This window comes from Collimonas sp. OK242, from assembly GCF_900107095.1.
GTDB lineage: Bacteria > Pseudomonadota > Gammaproteobacteria > Burkholderiales > Burkholderiaceae_D > Collimonas.
The window spans coordinates 55,237-76,749 of sequence record NZ_FNOR01000012.1 but is presented as its reverse complement, the minus strand read 5'-3'; the positions used below and the strand labels follow the sequence as shown (position 1 = coordinate 76,749).

Here is a 21,513-nt window from a genome sequence, read left to right as displayed (position 1 = left end):
TCATGCTTGCATGGCCGCCAAGGCACTCTGCAGATCTTTTTTCAGGTCGCTGATATTTTCTACCCCGACCGACAACCTGACCAGTGAATCGCTGATCCCGAGCTTGGCCCGATGTTCCGCCGGAATGGTGGCATGGGTCATGATGGCGGGATGTTCGATCAGGCTTTCCACCCCGCCCAGGCTTTCTGCCAGTGCAAAAATCTTGCAGTGTTCCAGGAAACGTTTGGCGCCGGCCAGGTCGCTATTGAGTTCCACCGAGATGATGCCGCCATAACCCTGCATCTGGCGCTGCGCCAGTTCATGCTGCGGATGCGAAGCCAAACCCGGATAGTGGACCCGTTTAACCTCCGGCAGGCTTTCCAGCCAGCCGGCCAGCTCCAGCGCATTTTCGCAATGACGTTCGACCCGCAGCGCCAGTGTCTTGACACCGCGCAGAGCCAGGAAACTGTCGAACGGTCCGGCGATGGCGCCCACCGCATTTTGCAGGAACGCCAGGCGCTCGCGCCATTCCGCCTGGCGTGCTTCGCGGCCGACCACGGCGATGCCGCCGATGATGTCGGAATGCCCGTTCAGATATTTGGTGGTCGAATGCAGCACCACATCGAAGCCGAAGGTGAGCGGACGCTGCACCATCGGACTGGCGAAAGTATTGTCGGCGACGGCGATGATGCCGCGCTCACGGCAGATCTTGGCGATCGCGGCCAGATCGGCCAGCTTCAGCATCGGATTGGTCGGCGTTTCGACCCAGACCATTTTGGTTTCCGGCCGGATCGCTGCCAGCAGGTTGGCCGGATCGACCAGGTTGACGAAGCTGAACGACAAGCCGGCGCTGCGCTTGCGCACCTTGTCGAAGAGACGATAGGTGCCGCCATATAAATCGTCGCCGGCCACCACATGAGCGCCGCTATCCAGCAATTCCAGGACGGTAGCTGCTGCAGCCATGCCGGAGGCGAAGGCGAAGCCCTGAGCGCCCTCCTCCAGGTCGGCCACGCAGCGCTCCAGCGCCCAGCGCGTGGGATTGTGGGAGCGGCCGTAATCGAGCCCCTTGTGGACGCCCGGGCTTTGCTGCACGAAGGTCGAGGTGGCGTAAATCGGCGGCATGATGGCGCCGGTAGTAGGATCGGGAGCCTGCCCGGCATGAATTACGCGGGTGGCGAAATGCATGTCGGATGGATGCTCGGCGTCGTTGCTGCTGGTCATGACAGACTCCTTCGAAGATGGTTGAGCAGATCGAAACGGGTAATCAAACCGTAGAAGCGGTCGCCGTCGGCAATGATGGCGACCAGGCCACGGGCTAGCGTACTGCGTAGCGCATCGACACTTGCGGTCGGCGCCAGTTTTTCTATCGCACTGGTCATGGTGCTGCTCACCGGATCGCTGAAATGGACGGCATCGGCGGCGACTTTCAGCAACACATCGGATTCATCGATAATCCCGATCACATGCTGGCCCTGCCCCTCCATCACCGGCAATTGCGAAATCTCCGCGCTGCGCATGCGGTTAAACGCTGTCATCAAGGTATCGCCAGGCGTCACGCTGATGACGCTGCCCTCGTCGTAACGGCGACCGATGATGTCGCGCAAATCGCCCAGTGGTTCGCGCTTGAGCAAACCCTGGTCGTGCATCCAGTTGTCGTTGTACATCTTTGACAGGTAACGCGTGCCGGTATCGCAGACGATGGTGACGACGCGCTTCGGCTTACTCTGCTCACAGCAATAACGGAGCGCCGCCGCCAGCAAGGTGCCGGTCGACGAGCCGCCCAGGATGCCCTCCGCGCGCACCAGCTCGCGGGCGCTGCTGAAACTTTCTTCATCGCTGATCGTATACGTGTGTTTGACGCCGGACAGATCAGCGATGGCGGGCACGAAATCCTCGCCGATTCCCTCGACTGCCCAGGAACCCGGGATGGACTCTATTTTCCCGGTATTGACATATTCGGCCAGGATAGAGCCTTTGGGATCGGCCAGGACAAACTCCAGTTCCGGCTGCGCCTTGCGGAAAAACCGCGTAAGGCCGGTAAGCGTGCCGGCCGAACCGACACCGCACACGATGGCATCGAGCTGGTGCCCGCATTGCTCCCAAATCTCGGGGGCGGTGCTTTGCTCATGTGCCAGGGGATTGCTTGGATTGTTGAATTGGTCGGCATAGAAAGCACCTGGCATTTCACGCGCCAGGCGCGCTGCGTAATCCTGGTAGTACTCGGGATGGCCCTTGCCGACATCCGACCGGGTGATATGGACTTCGGCGCCGAGCGCTTTCAGATGCTGTATTTTTTCCACCGACATTTTGTCCGGCACCACCAGGATCACACGATAGCCCTTGGCGCAAGCAACCAGCGCCAGGCCCAGGCCGGTATTGCCGGCGGTCGCTTCTATCACGATGCCGCCAGCTCGCAGACGGCCATCCTGTTCGGCCGCCTCGATCATGGACAGGCCGATACGGTCCTTGATAGAGCCGCCGGGATTTTGCGATTCCAGTTTCAGAAAAAGCTGGCAACAACCGGTATCCAGCCGTGTCACTTCTATCAACGGCGTGTTGCCGATCAGGTCCAGCACTGCGGGGCGGCTTGATAAGTTCATGGGCGACCTTCCTGTTAGAAAATCGACAGCACTCGCTGCCTGTTTCAATTAAGGTGATCGGCCTATCTTATCAGTTCTTCACCGGAACATTTTGGTGCGGGAAATTGACGGCTGGCGCAAAAAAAAAAGCCGGACGCAAATATCGCGCCCGGCCGCTGCTACCTCACAAGTAAATTAGAACTTGTAGGCGCCTGTGATATAGAACTGACGTCCGAGCGGATCGGTGTAGCGAGCATCGTAACCAACCTGATTGCCGCCGCCTGCAACCACCAGAGACAACGGCGGAGTACGCGCAAACAGGTTCTTGATGCCAGCCGTAATCACCAGGCCTTTTTGCACTTGCGCCTTTACTTGCCAATCGAACGTGGTGTAAGAAGCCACGTTGTGATTAGGCATAGCCACATACGGACCGAACGAACCGTCCGGATTGACGATACGCACCGTAGCATCGTCGGCTGTGAAAGTTTGGTCGTGATAGCCGGAACGGTAGTTGGCGATCAGCGTATGCGTGAACATATCCGACACCTGCAGTGACGCTGCCAGTCTGGAGATCACGCGGAACACCACGTTCTGGTCCGCACCATACTTGCCAAGGCTGCTCTGCGTGCCGCTTCCAGGGAAGTTCTGCTCGGCTTTCAGCATGTAGGTACCAGTCCATTGCAGGCTCATGTCACCGATCGGTGACTTGGTCTTGAATGTATGATCCCAATCGATGCCGCTATACTTCGCGCTTGCCAGATTGACCGGAACCGAGGTGAACGCAACGGTCGGGCCATTGAACGGATCATTGAACAGCGTGAACAATTTCGAATAGGTCACAGGATCATTGAACGCCAGGTTTTCCTGGACTTGGCTGATTTGATCCTTGATCTTGACTTGCCACCAATCGAAACCAATCGACACATTGCGCACCGGTTCAAGCCGGAAGCCGACGGTGCTCTGCTTTGACGTTTCCGGTTTCAGACCGGCGGAGCCGGTGCTCGGATTACCGACTTGCAGCAAGTCATATTGTGTTTCGCCCTGACAACCTGCAGCTCGTGGATCAGGCGCCGAAAATGGACATGGATGCGAATTCGCGGTGCTGCCCAGGATAGCCGGCGAAGTGATCTGCGCCAGCGTAGGCGCCTTGAAACCGGTACCGTACGAAGCACGCAACAACAATGTCTCTACCGGCTGCCAACGTGCCGAAACCTTGTACGTGGCTTTGCTGGCGGAGTTACCTTGAGTCGCCGATCCAAGCGGATTGCCGACGTCGTCGAACACCATGTCGTTCTTGGCGGCTTCGTAGCTGTCGTAACGCAGTGCGCCGGTGACGTCCAAGTTCTTCGCCACGGGAACCAGCAATTCAGCGAACGAGCCGTAATTGTTCCGCTTGGATGAGGATGGCAGCGCGCCAAAACCGCCACCGAGGATGTTGTCGGTGAAGTTAGGCTGCATTCCGTTTTGACCTTGCAGAATGGCGCTAGGACTGTCGGTATGCGATTCCCGGGTAGCTTCGATACCGACGCCCAATTGCGCAGTACCGCCCGGCGCCTTGAACAAGTCGTGCGAACCGTGCAGGTTGAGGATATCGAGTTTCGAAGTCGATTGATCGAGGGTCTGGTGCAGCACGGATGGCGCCAGTGCAGCTACCCCTGATCCTGCAGGCAGGAAAGGATCGTAAGCGCCGCTGGCCAAGATGGCATTAAACGCGTTGTTGCTGGCATAGCCGCCTAGCGCATTGTCGTACCATCTGTTTTGCGAGTGGGTATAGGAAGCATTGTAGTCCCACCCCTTGAAGTTGCCATCGACACCGAATGCCATATGCAATGCGTCGGTCCGATACTCGTCTCTGCGGCCACCTGTATCGAACAGGCGCAAGCCCAACGAAGCGCTCTTGATGTTGGCTGGGTCTTCACCAAGTCGCGCCAGATAAGGCGTCACATATTTGGCATACAGCGGGCTGCTCAGCGACAACCCCACCGGCTGCGCCGGAGGCGCATATTGCGGCTTGATCGAGAACTTGGACACAACGATATCCGAGAACAGCGTGGTATCGCTATTGAGCTTGAGATTTCCCGAAGCCGTAAAACTGTCGCGCGTCGACTCGGGGATCAGTTCAACCGTTGACGCATAGTCAAATTTGCAATAGTTATTCGACCTGAATGTATGCGGTCCGCACACGCCATTTTTTAAGAAATCAGGTGAAAACTGCGTCGTCGAACCATCATTGTGATGCAATGTGACGCCAGCCGGCGACGTATTGCTGCTCAACTGATACAGCGAATAATTTTGCCCTCCGACACTGAAAGGCACCACGCCGGACTTGGCAAAACCCCGTTGATCGGCAACCAGATTTTTTTGTTCGTCGTGGCTGTATGCCAGCAGCACGTTGTAACCGTCTTTATCCAGATCGCCGAAGCCTTTGGAGATGCCGACATTAAAACTCTTGCCGCCCGCTTTCGTCGGCGCATTGTAGGTGGCAGAGATGTCAGTTGAAGTTGAATTTTTCTTGAGAATGAAGTTGACAACGCCGGCAATCGCATCGGAACCGTACAGTGCGGAAGCGCCATCGGTCAGGATTTCGACGCGCTCGACGGCTGCCAGCGGAATACTCGCCAGATTGACTGCGTAGTCGTTGTTGTTGATCGCCGATTTGGCCATCCGTCGTCCATTCAGCAGCACCAGGGTATAGCCGGAACCCAGGCTATGGATCGAAGCCGTCTCAACGCCGGCACCGCTGCCGTTGACAGAATTCGATGAAGGAACGAAGCCCTGCATCGCAGGCAGGGCCTGAATCAGATCGGCGACGCTTTGGGCGCCGGTCTTTGCGATATCTTCCTTGGTGAGCGTCTGTACCGGCAGCGCTCCTTCTTTGGTGATCCGCTTGATGGACGAACCGGTAATTTCGACCTTTTGCATTTGTTGCGGAGCATCGTCAGTCTTCGTCTCCTGCGCCTGCACTGAATGGGCCAACAAGCCCACTCCTACCACCACGCTGCCGGAAAACATCAGTCGTAGCAAATGCGGCAATCTTCTTTCTTTTATCATCACAACTCCCTATGGGTAAATTTCAGAGCGGAACTTTTAAGTTTTATAAAAAAAACAAACAGTTTTGTTAATCGCCTTCTGAGCGATGCTTTGGAAACCCATGCGCAACTGAAAACAGGTTTCTTCCGCTGTAATGCCACTTCTTACGGAGTTGCCCTCGGATCGCAATTTGTAATTGCCACTCGAAAAGATTTCCGCACAAACACCTAGCAACAAACATGCCACAAAACACTGCGGCACTGAGACCATGCCTCTCCTCCTGGCACGCCAGCAGCAGCGCGCCAGAGCGCGGAGGAGCGATCGCTCGGCGCCTAAGTTACCGCAAAGAAATTAATTATGGGAATGGACGAACGGGGGTGTAATTGGGATACAACAATTTCCCCTCAAATGAGTAAAAAGAGTAAAAATTGTGTCACTGAGAAATAATTTAGTGCATAGTCTTGGCCCCGGACTTGTGCCCCAGGCCTTTCGCTAACACTTCGACAACAGTTGTTGTTGCATGGCAGCAGATAGCTTGATAACGTCGCTTGAGCAGGTCTGCAAGGTGGCGGCATGCAGCTATTCGGTGCTTAAGCGGGCAATTGTGAGCAACTAAGCCGGCAATTTTGATGGCGTGCCCAAAATTGGGAATGGAAAATGCACCGAAAAAATCGTCCCGCCCACGGCGCCAGGCTCGACCGTGATCCTGGCGCCATGATCTTTGGCGATATCGCGCACGATCGCCAGGCCTAAACCGTTGCCGGCGACGCTATCGTCGAGCCGATGATGGCGGTTGAAAATCAACTCCTGCTCGGACGGCGCAATCCCGGCGCCGGAATCTTCCACCGAGAAAACCCCGCCGTCTTTGCCCTGCAGTGTGTTGACCGTGACCGTGCCGTTAAGCGGTGAATAACGGATTGCATTGTCAACCAGGTTATCGATCAGATCCCGCAACAGGAAATGATCGCCCATCACCCGTGTCGGCTGCAAGTTGAAGCCGAGGTCAATATTCTTTTTGTGCGCCTGTTCGACAAAATGCTGGATTGACTCCTCCACCAATTTATTGAGATCAACCACCCGCAAGCGCTCCTTCTCGAACTTGGCCGGTTCGGCGCGCGCCAGCGTCAGCAACTGGTTGGTCTGGCGGATCATGCGTTCGGTCGACGATGTCATCAGCGCGATCGAATACGCGCTTTCCGGTTCGTTCGCGTGCTTCTGCAACAGCCATTCCAGCTGGGTCCGGAAGCCTGCCAGCGGCGTGCGTAACTGATGCGCGACATTGGCGAGAAAATTCTGCTGCGCCTTGGCATCCAGTTGCACCTTGTCCAGCAAGCCGTTGATGGCCTTGACTACCGGGCTGAGTTCGAGCGGCACATGTTGTTCGTCCAGCGCCGACAAGTCGTCGGCGCTACGGGCATTCAGGTCCAGTTTCATTTTTTTCAGCGGCAGCAGACCCTTGCTGACCGCCAGCCAGATGGCGGCAATCAGCACCAGGGCCAGTACTCCCTCCAGCAGCAGCAGCGCAAAAAATATCACTGAACGGATATGCGTGCGTTTGCGTAAAGTTTCAGCGACGCCGATGAATACCGGCTGATTGCCGATCATGGTTTTCAAGGCCACGACCCGCACTGGTTCGCCGCGCATGAGGCCGTCGTAGGGAGTCGGATCGTTCAACTGTTCGTTTTGCGGCAGCACGGGAAAATCGGCGTCGCCGGCGAGCAGCTTGCCCTGGCGGTCGCGCACCGCCAGAAATATGGCGTCGAAATGATCGACTCGCAACACTTGTTCGGCCTGCTTCGACAAATCGATTTCGACCTCCGCGCCTGCCTCGTGCAAACGTGGAATCATGGCCCAGCCCGCATCCGCCAGGCTCTGGTCGAAAGCAATCTGGGCCGGAATCCAGGCCAGCCAATAAGTCAGGCCGGCGCCGACGAAATTGACAATCAGCAGCGGCACAATCAGCCACTTGAGCAGGCTGATACGGATGCTGGACATGCTCATGACTCGATTTTTTCCAGCATATAGCCGAACCCTCGTATGGTCCGGATCTCGATCCCGGCATCGGCGATTTTCAAGCGGATCCTGGATATGTAGACCTCGACTGCATTCAGGGTCAGCTCTGCGCCCCAAGGCAAAATGGCGTCGATAATCTGCTGCCGCGATACCACGCGCGAAGCTTGCTGCAGCAGATATTCAAGCACCGCCCATTCGCGCACCGACAAATCGATAATCTTGCCGTTGATTTTCGCGCGTCTCGATGAAGTGTTCAGCGACAAGCCACCCAGATGCATCTCAAGCGGTTGCGGCGCGCTACGACGCAACAGCGCACGCACCCGGGCCACCAGTTCCTGAGTCGCAAACGGCTTCACCAGATAGTCGTCCGCCCCCAGCTCCAGGCCATAGACGCGGTCCTGCACCGAATCGCGGGCGGTCAGCAATAGCACCGGCACATGGCTGCCGCGCGCGCGCAGGCGGCGAATCACCTCGAAGCCGTCGATACCCGGCAAACCGATATCCAGCACCACCACTGAAATTTCCGTGCGCTGCAGCAGCGCGTCGGCATCGTTACCGTTCTGCACCACGTCGACTACCATGCCGTGGCCTCTGAAAATGCGCAAGATGCCATCTGCCAGCACCGAATCGTCTTCTACCAAAAGAATATGCATATGTCCTTCATCATTCTTGAAATTTGCCCTAGGGCTTAGCCATTGGACATTGCTTTTATTGAATTTTTTTCTTGCATGAGATGCGCTAATTTTAATCGGTCCTCATGCACTTGCGGTGATCTGCCGTTGTTGCACGGGGCGAGGCCCTGCGATAATAAACGCTTGACCTAGAGCGCACTCTAACTTTTAGACTTTATTCCATGGCCACTACCATTACGATCCAACAAGCTGCGGCAGCCACCGGACTGAGCATCCACACTTTGCGCTATTACGAAAAGATAGGGTTGATCGATCCTGTCCCGAGGCAAAGCAATCAGCATCGCATGTATCGCCAGGAAGACCTGCGCTGGATAGCATTCCTGCTCAGGTTGCGCGCTACAGGCATGTCGATACAGCAAATGCTGCGTTACGCCGAACTGCGCAGACTGGGGGAGCAACTTGGCAGTGTGTCAGAGCGCAAGGTAATGCTGGAGCGGCATACGGTAGCGCTGGAAGCTGAACTGTTGGAGTTACAGGAAACGCTGGGAATATTACGCGACAAAGTCGCGCTGTATGCCGGCCTGGAACAAAAACTGAAAGCCGCCATCGACGCATAATTCATTTGGAGAATCGCATGGAACAAAGCATTTACGAAAGAGGTTTGCAACGGTTGAAGGAAGTGGATGATATCGCCGGCGAGAAAGTGATCGACAGCCTGGCCGACATCTGTCCCGACCTGGGACGCTATGTCATCGAATTCGGCTTCGGCGAAATCTATTCCCGTCCCGGACTCAGCTTGCAACAGCGCGAACTGGCCACGGTGGCGGCGCTTACCGCCATGGGCACAGCGCAACCGCAATTGAAGGTGCATCTGGCGGCCGCCTTGAACGTCGGCCTGTCACGCCAGGAAATTACTGAGACGATTATCCAGATGGCGCTGTATGCCGGTTTTCCTGCGGCCTTGAACGGCATGTTTGCGGCGAAAGAAGTGTTTGCCGAACACGATAAGCTGGCCTGTTCGTAGACGGGTTCGGCCGGAATCAAACTTGCTTCCGGCTCGCTCCGTTTGATCAGGACGGAGCCGCAGCACAGATTCCAGACGGCACATCAACAGAAAACCTGGCATGAGCGATTAGACCAATTCCCAGAATGATGATCCGGAAAACATCTGCCATGTGGATACCCGATAAGGTATCCGACTGCCAGACGACGCGGCCATGGTGGCGGCCCTCGCAACACAGCACGGGTTGAACTCTGCTGTGATTGAAGTCTAAGGGAGCAGCGCGTTTACAGGAAATACCGATTCTGGATATGGCTATAAGGAAAAACGATGGCTCATCGCCTTCGTCAATTGCATCCGATACCTAGCGCGCAAGAATTTTTGCATGCAGCCACTCGCCGCTACGGCACAACTCATCGGTCACCTCCAACACCAGCCGTTCGACCGCCGCCGCCGCGGTGGTCAGCGGAATATTCTTGGAAGAACATAAGGTCAGTGTGCGCGACAGCTTTGCGCCGCTGATCGAGTAGGCCGTCATCTCGCCGCGCTTGATTTCCGGCAGCAGCGGCGCTACCGGCAAAATGGTGGCGCCGATATCCGCCAGGATGGCCGATTTCATGATCGTCACCGAACTGATTTCGATTACGTTATCAAGCGTCAGGCCGGCGGCCCGGGCCACGCTCTCGATGCGCGGCCGCACGCCGTGCTGCATGCCGGGCAATATCAGCTTTGCCTTGACGGCGCGCGCAAAAGTCACTGAACGGCGGGTTGTCGCATACTGCGAGCCGGAGCGCGTGATAAACATCATCTCTTCCTCAACCAGCGGCGTCGTAGCAAATGAAGTCAGCTGGCCATCATCGAACAACACCGCCAGGTTGATGCGCCCGGTCTTCAATTGCTCGATCAGGTTGCCGGTCAGTTCTTCCGTCAGTTGCAGCGAAATATCCGGATATCTTTCACGCATTGCCGTCAGCAAGGGCAACGCCAGGATGCCGGAAGCACTTTGCGGAATGCCCAGGGCGACCGTGCCTGCCGGTTTGTCGGTAGACTGGGCGACAGCCGATCTGGCATCGCTTACCTGTTTCAGGATCGCCTGCGCATGTTCGTAGAAAATCTTGCCGGCGTCGGTGGCTATCACCCCTTGCGCGGAGCGATGCAGCAGCTGCGCGGCCAGTTCGTCTTCCAGTTGTTTTATCTGTTGCGTCAAGGCCGGCTGGGCGATATGCAACACCCGCGCGGCGCGCGACAGCGAACCATGATCGACGATGGCGACAAAATAGCGCAGTTGACGCAATTCCATAAAGCGCGGACCTTAAGATATGTATGGGCGGTATTCTGAACTAGCTCGACTAGCTCGGCTAACTCATCCAGCACACGGCAGTGTAAACGACTTCGCCCAGCCAACCGTAAAATCGCCTCGTAGCCATTCCACACCCGTACGGCTACAATGCCCTTCAGCAATACGATCAAATCGAAATTTGCAGCTGTCGCTTCATATAAGTTTCTTATAACTAAACCAATAGGTAGAGAGACATGTCAGATAATCCAAGCGCCACAAGTTCAAGCAGCACTCCCGCCAGCAGCGCATTCGAAGCAGCGACCTATGCCAAGGTGACCTGGCGCCTGCTGCCCCTGCTGTTCCTCTGCTATGTCGCCTCCTATCTGGATCGCGTGAATGTCGGTTTCGCCAAGCTGCAAATGCTGAGCGACCTGAAATTCAGTGAAACCGTCTACGGTCTCGGTGCGGGGATTTTCTTTCTCGGCTACTTCATTTTTGAAATACCCAGCAACATGATTCTGCACCGGGTCGGCGCCCGGCTCTGGATCGCCCGCATCATGATCACCTGGGGCCTCGTCTCCGGCGCCATGATCTTTGTCGACAGCCCGACTACGTTTTATGTCATGCGCTTCTTGCTTGGCGTGGCCGAAGCCGGTTTTTTCCCTGGCGTCATCCTGTATCTGACTTATTGGTATCCATCTAATCGGCGCGGTAAGATAACGGCGCTGTTCATGACCGGGGTGCCGATCTCCGGCGTCATCGGCGGCCCGCTGTCAGGCTGGATCATGAAAGCCATGCCTGGCGTGCATGGCCTGGCGGGCTGGCAATGGATGTTTATCCTGGAGGCGATTCCTTCTTTGGCGTTGGGTGTAGTCGTGATCTTTTATTTGCAAGACCGGATCCGCGGCGCCAGCTGGCTGAGCGAGGAAGAAAAGCAACTGCTCGAATCGCAAATACAGGCCGAAAGCAGCCAGAAGACAGAGGCTTCCCTGGGCCAGATGTTTGCCAATCCTCGCGTGTGGCTGATGGCGCTGATCTATTTTTGCTTCGTCATGGGCCTGTATGGCGTCAGCTTCTGGCTGCCGACCATTATCAAGACTACCGGCGTCACCGACACCTTCAACATCGGCATGCTGACGGCCATCCCTTACGCCACAGCGGCGGCCGCCATGATCTTGATCGGTCAAAGCGCCGACAAGCAACGCGAACGGCGCTGGCATGTGGCGATTCCGGCGCTGCTAGGCAGCATCGGCCTGGTCTTGAGCACCGTGTACGATCACAATACGCTGCTGGCCATGTCGGCACTCACCTTGGCGACCATCGGCATCATTACCGTATTGCCGCTGTTCTGGAGTTTGCCGACTGCGTTACTCGGCGGTGCAGCGGCGGCGGCCGGGATTGCTTTGATCAATTCGCTCGGCAACCTGGCCGGTTTCGTCAGCCCTTACCTGGTCGGCTGGCTCAAAGACCAGACCCACAGCACCAACAGCGGCATGTTTGTATTGGCGGCGTCGCTGGTACTGGGCGCGCTGCTGACGCTGTCGGTGCCGAAACGTCTGGTGAACAAGTAAATCGCGGTTGTCTGCATAGGCGTACATCGGCGCACAGCGCCGGCAGAAAGGAAGAGGACGGCATGCCAGCCCTGGAATTCAGAAACGCTACTGAAGCGGACATGCCGTTCCTGATCGCGCTGCGCAATGCCACCATGAGCGAACACTTGGCGCGGGTTAACGCCGCACGCGACGATGCCGCGCAACTGGCGCGCGTCCAGGCTCTGTTCGAACATGCTCGGATCGTCTCCATGAACGGCCAGGATATCGGTTTGCTGAAAGCCTATAAGGAGGCAACCCGATGGTATATCGCGCAGATCCAGATTGCCCCGGAATTTCAGAGGCGAGGCCTGGGCCGGGCCATCATCGAAAACGTCTTGAACCAGGCCAGTCGCGATCAATTACCCACGGCGCTGAAAGTATTGACGGGCAATCCGGCAAGGCGGCTATACGAAGCGCTGGGCTTCCGGGAAGTCAGCCGGGAAGGCGTGGACCACCTGATGGTCTGCCCGCCTCGGCCAGACCCGTTCCCCGCTTCCGCTTAAGCCGCACCGAAGGTCCGAAACTCCCGATCAAATTAAAAAACAGCAAAGTGCTTGCATTCAAACTCGCGTTGGATAATAATTTAAATGAGAATCATTACTATTTAAAGATATCCGCTCAAGGAGTTTTTGATGAACAATTCGCGCACAGCAGCAGACCCGGCCGCGGCCGGGGACTATCGTACGCCGCCGGAGTTGTTGATTTCGGCGGTATTGCACCTGATCTCTCAATACAATATGCACAACCTGGCGAGCGACGCCTGCGTACAGTCGGCCCAGACGATTGAACGGCACTTGCGCACCCTGTCGGACTGGCCGGGACTGGCGCCGGTGCTGCGTGCAACTTGCCAGCAACTGTCGGAGCAATGGACCTCGATGATTGAGCGCGCCCTACCCAGGAAAAAATCTGAACGTTCGGCGTTTATTACGCGCTTGATTTCGGGCACGCGCGCCCTCTGAAGCCAATGATTAACGCGCGTTTCAGCGATCTTGCGAGAGCGCCAAAGTATTCCCCGGGAAGGGAGTGAATCCGTCTCCTGCCCGATCTGAAATGGTGATCGCCAACGACCTGCCCGTTGCTGACGATGACCGCCAGGTTTCAGCTCGCGCACCTGACGGAGTGTGTGTCCTTATCGGCATTAGCCAGCACTGTAACGGTCTCTCCTCCTGATACAGTCGATAGCCAAGCCGTTTTTTTCCGGAAATCAGCGTAATCCTACTATGTTTGGTGACCTTGTCCTACAATGGAAATACCGTCGGCGACGTATCATCGAGCCAGATGCAACCTGATTCTTCACTCGAAAAAAGGAGCGCATATGATTTCCGGCCTGCACCTGACCCCCATCGTTTCGCTGGTCGCCGGGGTGCTTATCCTGATAATTCCACGCCTACTGAACTACATTATCGCGCTGTATCTGATAGTTATCGGCCTGATCGGCTTGTTCGGCCGCTAAGCGAGCTTTCCCGTGCCCGTATGCAAAATCCGCACGGCTTGGTCAATATTTTGCGCCATGCAGCAAGCGGCGCTTGACAAGGCCCGACTTTATCCCATACATTAAGTGCATGTTTTCCACACGCATCCAATCCCGCTCTCTACTGCACGTTGCTGGCGCCCTGCCGGCAATGCTGCTAGTGCCGCTACTAGCGCTATCGCTACTACGCGCACTATGATCTCGACCCCGTTCTGACGGGGGGACACAACTGGCAGCAACAGCAACAACAGCGCCAGTCAAGAAATCAACGGTAGTAAAACTGAGATTCGTCAATGAATCTTCATTTTAAAGAGCAAGATTCCATGTACTCCACGCCACTTCGTTTTACCTTCTTCCGCCACAACTACACGCTCGCCGCCAAGCGTTTGCCAGCTCTGCTACTGCTATCGCTCCAGCTACTGCTACCGATCGGTTGCCTGGCCTCGCGTTAATTTTCGAGTGGCAGTCAGGCAACCTTCTTGCCACGACAGAATTCCTTTTCATTTCATCAGCACACTTCACTAGCTCCAAGAGAGGCCTAACATGATGTTGCACAATCCCGCTGTCAAGTATCGCCCGTTCCCGCCGATTCCATTGAGTGATCGCACCTGGCCCAATCAAATCATCAGCGCTCCGCCGATCTGGATGAGCACCGATCTGCGCGACGGCAACCAGGCCTTGATCGAACCGATGGACGCCGATCGCAAGCTGCGCTTCTTCAAGTTGCTGGTGAAGATAGGTCTCAAGGAAATCGAAGTCGGCTTCCCTTCCGGCTCGCAAACCGATTTCGACTTCGTCCGCAAGCTGATTGAAGAAAAGCACATTCCGGACGACGTCACCATCATCGTCTTGACCCAATCGCGCGATGACCTGATCCGCCGCACCGTCGATGCGCTCAAGAACGCCAAGCAAGCCATCGTCCATCTGTATAACCCGATCTCTCCGGCCTGGCGCCGTATCGTGTTCGACAAGAGCCGCGAAGAAGTCAGGGAAATCGCCGTCTCCGGCACGCGCCTGATCAAGGAATTGACCGACGCCCGTCCGGAAACACAATGGCGTTATGAATATTCGCCGGAAACCTTCAGCACCGCCGAGCTGGATTTTTCGAAAGAAGTCTGCGATGCCGTGGTTGAAGCCTGGCAAGCCAGCCCGACGCGCAAAGTCATTCTCAATTTGCCGAGTACAGTCGAATGCAGCACACCGAATGTGTTTGCCGACCAGATCGAATGGATGCACCGCAATTTGGCGCGCCGCGACGCCACCATCATCAGCGTCCATCCGCACAATGACCGCGGCACCGCCGTTGCCGCCGCCGAACTGGCTGTGATGGCCGGCGCCGACCGGGTTGAAGGCTGCTTGTTCGGTAACGGCGAACGCACCGGCAACGTCGACCTGGTGACGCTGGCTTTGAATTTGTACACGCAGGGCGTCAATCCGGGACTCGATTTTTCCGACATCGACGAAGTGCGTCAATGCGTCGAAGACTGCAACCAGATTCCGGTCCATCCGCGCCACCCCTACGTCGGCGACCTGGTATTTACCGCCTTCTCCGGCTCGCATCAGGATGCGATCAAGAAAGGCTTCGCCGCGCAGAAAGCCGACGCCATCTGGGAAATTCCCTATTTGCCGATCGACCCGGCCGACCTCGGCCGCAGCTACGACGCGGTGATCCGCGTCAACAGCCAGTCCGGCAAAGGCGGCATGGCGTATCTGCTGGAACAGGAATACGGCCTGGCCATGCCGCGCCGCCTGCAAATCGAATTCAGCCGTGCGATCCAGAAAGCGGCCGATGCAAGCGGCAAGGAAATTGCCGCCAGCAATATCTACAGCATTTTCAAGCAAGAGTACCTGGACAAGCAAACTCCTTACGTGTATCGCGGCCACCGCATGAGCGAAGATTCCAGCAAGGCGCAGCCGGTCAAGATTGACATCGACATCGTCCGCGATGGCCGGGCCCACACCGCGAGCGGCCATGGCAACGGCCCGATCGACGCCTTCGTCAATGCGCTGGGGCTGGATATCAAGCTGATGGATTTCCATGAACACGCCATCAGCGCCGGCGCCGACGCACAGGCTGCCAGCTATATCGAATTGCGCCTCAACGACGCTCCCACCGGTTTCGGCGTCGGTATCGACGCCAATACCTTGACGGCATCGTTCAAGGCGATATTGAGCGCGGTGAACCGGCAAATTGAAATTGCCGGCAACGCAGCCAATCAGGGCGTCGTCGGCAGCGCGGCGGCGGCCTAGTTTTTTTTATTTGATTGTTGTGGCGATCACACGGCAATCGATTTCAGTGCAGCCCGGGTATTACCGTACCGCGGACTCGCACCAGGGTTGCAGGATGCCAGCTACAAACCGGCATCCTGCGCACTACCGCCTGGCTATTACTGCTACGATATGATCCCCGATATTCGTTCAGCAAGAAATCCTTCTTCAGCCAGGTACTTACATGTCCGCCAACTATCTACCGAAAGTACGGGATCAGTATGAATCCCTGCCTTACCCTCCCTGCAATCCGCAAGACGAAAAAAAACAATTGACGCGAACATGGCTGGAAAGCCTGGCGATGATCAATCACTATTGTTTCTCAGGGAAACAATCGTTCAGGGAAGGCTTCCGGGTCTTGGTGGCAGGCGGCGGGACCGGTGACGCAACAATTTATCTGGCCGAACAATTACGCAACACCGATGCTGAAATCGTGCATCTGGATTTGAGCCAGGCAAGCATAGCGCTTGCCCGCGAGCGGGCAGATATAAGAGGTTTGAAAAATATCACGTGGATCCAGGATTCGCTGTTGAACCTGCCCGAACTTCGCTTAGGCAAGTTCGACTACATCAACTGCAGCGGCGTCCTGCACCACCTTGAAAATCCTGATGCCGGCTTGAAGATGCTGCGTGCCGTGCTCACGGACACTGGCGCCATGGGCCTCATGCTCTATGCCACCCATGGCCGCACCGGCATCTACCAGATGCAAGAGTTGATGCGCCTGGTGAATGGCGATGAATTCGACCTGGGCGCCAAGATCGGCAACACGAAAGAGATTTTAAACACCTTGCCTGCTACGAACTGGTTTATGCGTGGCGAGGACTTGCATCACGACCATAAATTGGGCGATGCCGGCATCTACGATTTGCTGTTGCACTCTCAGGACAGAGCGTACACGGTGGGAGAACTGTTTGACTGGATCCAGGATATGCATGGCCTTAACCTGGAGCTTACGGACGTTGGACGGGGACGCTCGCCATACCTGCCACATATGGTCTTAGGCAAAAAGCCGCCAAAGAGTGTAGATGCGCTGAAGAAGCAATCAATCCGGCGACAATATGAAATCGGCGAACTGTTGATTGGCGACGTCATCACCCATTCATTTTATGTCACCCGCTCGGCAACCTGTAAAGCGCCGTATGGCGACGCCGATTACGTTCCGTTTTTCTATCACGAGCCTTTAACCGGCCCGCTGATGGCTCAGGTATTCGATACGAACAAGGGACGCCCGTTTGCTCTTAACCATCAGCATTCAGGAATGGGGCTGACAGTGAACCCCGGAAAATACGGAGCAAAAATTTTACGTCATATCGACGGCAAGAACAGCTTCCAGCAAATATTCGACGCCATCAGGACGGAACCGGAATTTAGCCACGCAGCTCCGAGCAATCAGGATTTTTTTGCCGACTTCCTTGAGTCCTTCGACACGCTCAACGCACTGGAGCGGCTGTTACTGCGGCACGTTTCGACAGATGGAATTCCGTAATGCAGAGATCAGTGAAAGAGCGCAAAGCGCTCTTTCACTCTATTTCAACTGATCAGACCGCTACCAGGTTGCCGGTAAGCGGTCTTTGATTCAACCCTGGCCAATCAAGCCATTGCCACTGCGCTGGTCAGATCGGTGATACGCGCACGCGCTGCCGCAAAGCCGGCTTCTTTCGCTTCCGGACCGTAGTTAAGGCCGTCGGCGCGAACTACTTCGATATCGGTAATCCCGACGAAGCCGAACACCAATTTCAGATAGTCTTCATGAGCGATGCCGGTAGGGCCGCCTGCATGTTTGCCGCCTGTGGTCGACACGATCACGACGCGCTTGCCTTTGGCCAGGCCTTCCGGACCTTTGTCGCTATAACGGAAGGTAACGCCGGCAACACAAATCTGGTCGATCCATGCCTTGAGCTGGGTCGGCACGGTGAAGTTGTACATCGGCGCGCCGAGCACGATCACATCGGCTGCCAGGAATTCATTGAGAATCGCTTCGTTCAGTTCGACTTCCAGCTTTTGCGACAGATTGCGTTTTTCCGCAGGTGTGCCCTTGGCCGCAAAGGTCGCGCCGCTCAAATGGGCAGTGACGTCTTTGCTGAGGTCGCGGTAAGTCAGTTCAAGATCGGAATCCGCAGCTTGCAGCGTTGCCACTACTTCGCGGGTCAGTTGGCGCGAGGCCGAAGCGTCGCCAAGAATGCTGGAATCAATGTGTAAGAGTTTCATGATATATGCCGTTCGATTAAATTAAGAGTGGGTCAAAATCTATAGCGATCCGTGCATCACGATGCCAACAGAGTTTGATTTACCTGGTTATCTGAACCATTGACGACATGCTACCCCTGCATCGACAATAGAACTAGATAGCAAAAATAAGATATATTGTTCCATATACAGAACAATGGATGCTTATCATGCAAGATCTGAACGACCTGTATTTCTTCGCTAACGTGGTGCAGGAAGGTGGCTTTACGGCTGCCGGCCGCAGCTTGGGCATCCCCAAATCGCGCTTGTCCAGACGCATATCGGAGTTGGAAAGCCGGCTGGGCGCCCGCTTGCTACAGCGCAATACGCGCGGTATCGCCATGACCGACCTCGGCAATCGCTATTACCAGCATTGCCAGGTAGTGATTGCCGCCGCCGAGGCAGCCGAGCTGGCCGTCACCAGCTCGCTGGCGGAGCCGAGCGGCACGGTGCGGGTAAGCTGCGTGGTGCCGATTGCCCAGTCCGAGGTGGCCACAGCGCTGCCGGCTTTCCTGGAACGCTACCCGAAGGTGAATATCGATTTGGTGTTTACCAACCGCCGCGTCAACCTGCTGGAAGAAGGGATCGATGTCGCGGTCCGGGTAAGAGCCCCCGAAGATGAAGATCCGAACCTGGCTACCAGGCGCTTGCGCGCTGCCTCCGGCTTGCTGGTGGCGGCGCCTGCGCTGATGTCCAGGTACGCTGTTGCGCAGCATCCGCGCGACCTGGTGAAACTGCCCTTCCTCGGCGCCGCCGAGCGTGACCGCCGCGTCCACCTGCAACTCGATGGCCCGCATAACGAGCGTTACGAACTGGTGGCGGTACCGCGACTGGCAGTGGAAGATTTTGCGTTGCGCAAACAGGCGGCGCTGCGCAGCCTGGGCTTGACCATGCTGCCGAGCGACTACTGCATGGAAGAACTGCGCCAGGGAACCCTGGTGCATGTGCTGCCGGAATGGACCATGCCGGCTGGCCATGTGCAGGTGGTCTATCCGACCCAGAGAGGTTTGCTGCCGGCAGTGCGCGTGTTTGTGGATTTCCTGATCGAGCATTTGAGCAAGCTGTAGTTCAAGCTGTAACCCGCGCTGATTCAGGAACGCGCCAGCCGGATCCCGCTGAACTGCCAGCGCGCAGTCGCGGGGAAAAAATTGCGATAACTCAGGCGCGCATGGCCGTCAGGCGTGGCGGATGAAGAACCACGCAACACATACTGGTTCACCATGAACTTGCCGTTGTATTCGCCCACGGCTCCCGGCAACGCAACATAGCCGGGATAGGGCGCATAGCTGCTGCTAGTCCATTGCCAGGCGACGCCAAAGTAATCTGTTCCAGAAACTGCTGCCTGAACCTGCGCCGCTGCACGTTCCCATTCCGCCTCGCTAGGCAAGCGTGCGCCAGCCCAACGCGCATAAGCCTCCGCTTCAAAAAATGAAATGTGGGTGACGGCCTCATGCAAGGCCAACGGCTGCAAGCCGTGCAAGGTAAATTCGCGCCAGGCGGAATCGAATTGCGTATACGCCGCTTGCCAATATAGCGGCCGCGTCAGCTTCTGCTGTTGCACCCATTCCCAGCCGGCAGCCAGCCACAATAAGGGATTCTGGTAGCCGCCATCTTCCACAAAGGCCAGGTATTCGCCGTTGCTGACCAGGCGCGACGCCATGGAAAACGGTTCGACGAACTGCCGGTGGCGCGGCGTTTCATTATCGAAGAAAAACCCCTGTCCGGCATGCCCGATCTCGACAATCCCGGCTTCAAACGGCTGCCATTGCAAGGCTGCCGCCGCAGCGGTGTTAGCGGCCGCTTCCGCCATCGCATCCGATGCCAGATAGGGCGGCAGCAAGGGATTCATGGACAGCAAATGCTTGATATCGGTCAGTATTAATTCCTGATGCTGCTGCTCATGCTGCAATCCGAGTTCGACCAGCGCGGTCAATTGTCGCATCTGGTCCGGCGCCCGCGTTTGCCCTAGCAAAGCCAGCAGCCGCTGATCGACGTTCTGCCGATAAGCTTGTACTTCAGCCAGCGACGGCCGGGTGATCAAACCACGTTGCGCGCGCGGGTGCTGCTCGCCTACCCCTTCATAATACGAATTGAACAGAACCCGGAAGGCTGGATGAAACGGCTGGAAGCTGGTTTCAAATTGTTCCAGGATGAAGGTTTCAAAAAACCAGGTGGTATGCGCCAGATGCCATTTTGCAGGACTGGCGTCTGGCATCGATTGCACGCAGCAATCCTCCGCCGACAATGGCTGCACCAGCCTGCCGGTTTGGTCGCGTATCGTGGAAAACGCTTTTGCCAGCTCATTTGCCAGCGCATTTTCCAGCTTGTTTGCCAACTTATTTGCGAACTCATTTTTCAGCTTATGCATCGCGCTCCTGCCTGGCCTGTTCATGCTACCTGGGCATGGCAAACCATGAACCAGTTGTTCGGATCGCACCAGGTCTGCACCGCGCCGTATCCGGCTTGCTGCAACATGTCGACAAATCCTTCCCGGGTGTATTTGTAGCTGCTTTCGGTATGGATCCGCTCGCCCCGCGCAAAACGCCGCATGCCGCCGTTCTGCCAATGGACGGTGAGCTCGTTCCTGGCTTCCAGATGCATTTCTATGCGATGCTGTTCGCTATTGTAGAAAGCCCGATGACGCCAGTCGCGCGGACGGAAGTCGGCGTCCAGCAAGCGATTGACATGATGCAGCAGATTCAGGTTGAACGCTGCGGTGACGCCCAGCGCATCGTCGTATGCCGGATTCAGTATCGCCTTGTCCTTGATCAGATCGACCCCGATCAGCAGGCCGCCGCCGCTGCTGCCGATGCCCTTGCGAATCCGGCGCAGGAACATCAATGCCTCCAGCGGCGCGAAATTGCCTATCGATGACCCCGGATAAAAAAACTGCCGGCGATCCATGCCTAACGTTGCCGGCAGCTCCAGTTCGGAAGAAAAATCCATACCCAGGCAAGTCATCTCAATCTGGGGAAACTGCTGCCGCAGCGCGCTCACGGCCTCCTCCAGGAATTGCACCGAGATGTCGACAGCCACATATTGCCTGGGCCGCAAACTCGGGAACAACCTTGCGGCCTTGCTGCAATTGCCCGCCCCCAGATCGATCAGAATCGCATCCGGTCCGACGGCAGCGGCTATCTGCTGCGCATGAAGGGCGAAAATCGCCGCTTCGGTACGCGTCGGATAATACTCAGGCAGCTCGCAGATCGCAGCGAACAGGCGCGAACCGAGAACGTCGTAGAGATATTTGGGAGAGGTATGTGCGTGCGCTGCCAGCAGGCCGGCCGCCAGTTGCTGCTGAATCTCGTCCTGCACAACGCAATTTTGCGCTGGTTGCGACAATTGAGCCAAAGGATTCTCCTGAGATGGCAATCATTAAGAAATCACACATTTCACTACAAGAATTCGGTTCCGCTCCATTGAGAGCCTGCGCTATGGCGCAAC

Annotated in this window: 18 protein-coding genes; 9 read left to right on the top strand and 9 right to left on the bottom strand. The window is 56.5% G+C overall.

Annotated features, from left to right (window positions below):
* From BLV81_RS14650 to BLV81_RS14630, 5 genes are all read right to left on the bottom strand, one after another.
* Window positions 1-1,200: a trans-sulfuration enzyme family protein gene (locus tag BLV81_RS14650; RefSeq protein WP_176992841.1), complete on the bottom strand. Its 1,200-nt coding sequence runs from the start codon at window positions 1,198-1,200 to the stop codon at window positions 1-3.
* Window positions 1,197-2,579 carry a pyridoxal-phosphate dependent enzyme gene (locus BLV81_RS14645; protein ID WP_092357521.1) on the bottom strand — a complete coding sequence of 461 codons (1,383 nt, stop codon included), beginning with the start codon at window positions 2,577-2,579 and terminating at the stop codon, window positions 1,197-1,199. The genes BLV81_RS14650 and BLV81_RS14645 overlap by 4 nt, the downstream gene beginning before the upstream one ends.
* Before the next feature lie 174 nt (window positions 2,580-2,753).
* On the bottom strand, window positions 2,754-5,609 hold the full coding sequence (locus tag BLV81_RS14640; RefSeq protein WP_092357519.1) for a TonB-dependent receptor: 2,856 nt from the start codon (window positions 5,607-5,609) through the stop codon (window positions 2,754-2,756).
* A 591-nt stretch (window positions 5,610-6,200) separates the two neighbouring features.
* Window positions 6,201-7,589 carry a sensor histidine kinase gene (locus tag BLV81_RS14635; RefSeq protein ID WP_369823885.1) on the bottom strand — a complete coding sequence of 463 codons (1,389 nt, stop codon included), beginning with the start codon at window positions 7,587-7,589 and terminating at the stop codon, window positions 6,201-6,203.
* Window positions 7,586-8,254, bottom strand: a complete 669-nt coding sequence (locus BLV81_RS14630; RefSeq protein WP_092357517.1) for a response regulator transcription factor — start codon at window positions 8,252-8,254, stop codon at window positions 7,586-7,588. Before BLV81_RS14630 ends, BLV81_RS14635 begins: the two co-directional genes overlap by 4 nt.
* Window positions 8,255-8,454: 200 nt before the next feature.
* Here BLV81_RS14630 and BLV81_RS14625 point away from each other — a divergent pair, with 200 nt between their 5' ends.
* Window positions 8,455-8,850 (top strand): MerR family transcriptional regulator, encoded by a 396-nt coding sequence (locus tag BLV81_RS14625; protein ID WP_092357515.1) that lies wholly within the window; start codon window positions 8,455-8,457, stop codon window positions 8,848-8,850.
* 17 nt (window positions 8,851-8,867) lie between these two features.
* Window positions 8,868-9,257 (top strand): carboxymuconolactone decarboxylase family protein, encoded by a 390-nt coding sequence (locus BLV81_RS14620; RefSeq protein WP_092357513.1) that lies wholly within the window; start codon window positions 8,868-8,870, stop codon window positions 9,255-9,257.
* A 340-nt stretch (window positions 9,258-9,597) separates the two neighbouring features.
* Here the strand turns inward: BLV81_RS14620 and BLV81_RS14615 are convergent, their stop codons facing one another.
* The gene (locus BLV81_RS14615) at window positions 9,598-10,533 is read right to left on the bottom strand and encodes a LysR substrate-binding domain-containing protein (RefSeq protein WP_092357511.1); all 936 of its coding nucleotides are present in this window, start codon (window positions 10,531-10,533) and stop codon (window positions 9,598-9,600) included.
* Between the two features lie 233 nt (window positions 10,534-10,766).
* On the opposite strand from BLV81_RS14615, the gene BLV81_RS14610 reads away from it, so the two are divergent.
* The 6 genes from BLV81_RS14610 (at window position 10,767) to BLV81_RS14585 (ending at window position 17,329) form a co-directional block, all read left to right on the top strand.
* A complete protein-coding gene (locus tag BLV81_RS14610; RefSeq protein ID WP_092357509.1) occupies window positions 10,767-12,083 on the top strand; it encodes an MFS transporter in 1,317 nt (438 codons plus the stop codon).
* Between the two features lie 62 nt (window positions 12,084-12,145).
* Complete coding sequence (locus BLV81_RS14605; RefSeq protein WP_092357507.1) at window positions 12,146-12,607, top strand: GNAT family N-acetyltransferase; 462 nt, start codon at window positions 12,146-12,148, stop codon at window positions 12,605-12,607.
* 129 nt (window positions 12,608-12,736) lie between these two features.
* Entirely contained in the window at window positions 12,737-13,063 is a 327-nt protein-coding gene (locus BLV81_RS14600) for a hypothetical protein (RefSeq protein WP_092357505.1), read from the top strand.
* Window positions 13,064-13,419: 356 nt separating this feature from the next.
* Complete coding sequence (locus BLV81_RS14595; RefSeq protein WP_092357503.1) at window positions 13,420-13,557, top strand: DUF3096 domain-containing protein; 138 nt, start codon at window positions 13,420-13,422, stop codon at window positions 13,555-13,557.
* Between the two features lie 561 nt (window positions 13,558-14,118).
* Window positions 14,119-15,825: a 2-isopropylmalate synthase gene (gene leuA / locus BLV81_RS14590; protein WP_092357501.1), complete on the top strand. Its 1,707-nt coding sequence runs from the start codon at window positions 14,119-14,121 to the stop codon at window positions 15,823-15,825.
* Window positions 15,826-16,027: 202 nt separating this feature from the next.
* Window positions 16,028-17,329 (top strand): class I SAM-dependent methyltransferase, encoded by a 1,302-nt coding sequence (locus BLV81_RS14585; protein ID WP_092357499.1) that lies wholly within the window; start codon window positions 16,028-16,030, stop codon window positions 17,327-17,329.
* Between the two features lie 104 nt (window positions 17,330-17,433).
* Here the strand turns inward: BLV81_RS14585 and BLV81_RS14580 are convergent, their stop codons facing one another.
* Entirely contained in the window at window positions 17,434-18,051 is a 618-nt protein-coding gene (locus BLV81_RS14580; RefSeq protein WP_092357497.1) for an FMN-dependent NADH-azoreductase, read from the bottom strand.
* A gap of 188 nt (window positions 18,052-18,239) precedes the next feature.
* Here BLV81_RS14580 and BLV81_RS14575 point away from each other — a divergent pair, with 188 nt between their 5' ends.
* The gene (locus BLV81_RS14575; RefSeq protein ID WP_092357714.1) at window positions 18,240-19,136 is read left to right on the top strand and encodes a LysR substrate-binding domain-containing protein; all 897 of its coding nucleotides are present in this window, start codon (window positions 18,240-18,242) and stop codon (window positions 19,134-19,136) included.
* A gap of 23 nt (window positions 19,137-19,159) precedes the next feature.
* On the opposite strand, the gene egtB is transcribed toward BLV81_RS14575, so the two are convergent.
* Complete coding sequence (gene egtB, locus BLV81_RS14570) at window positions 19,160-20,437, bottom strand: ergothioneine biosynthesis protein EgtB (RefSeq protein WP_092357495.1); 1,278 nt, start codon at window positions 20,435-20,437, stop codon at window positions 19,160-19,162.
* 20 nt (window positions 20,438-20,457) lie between these two features.
* Window positions 20,458-21,420: an L-histidine N(alpha)-methyltransferase gene (gene egtD / locus BLV81_RS14565; RefSeq protein ID WP_092357493.1), complete on the bottom strand. Its 963-nt coding sequence runs from the start codon at window positions 21,418-21,420 to the stop codon at window positions 20,458-20,460.
* Window positions 21,421-21,513: the final 93 nt, after the last annotated feature.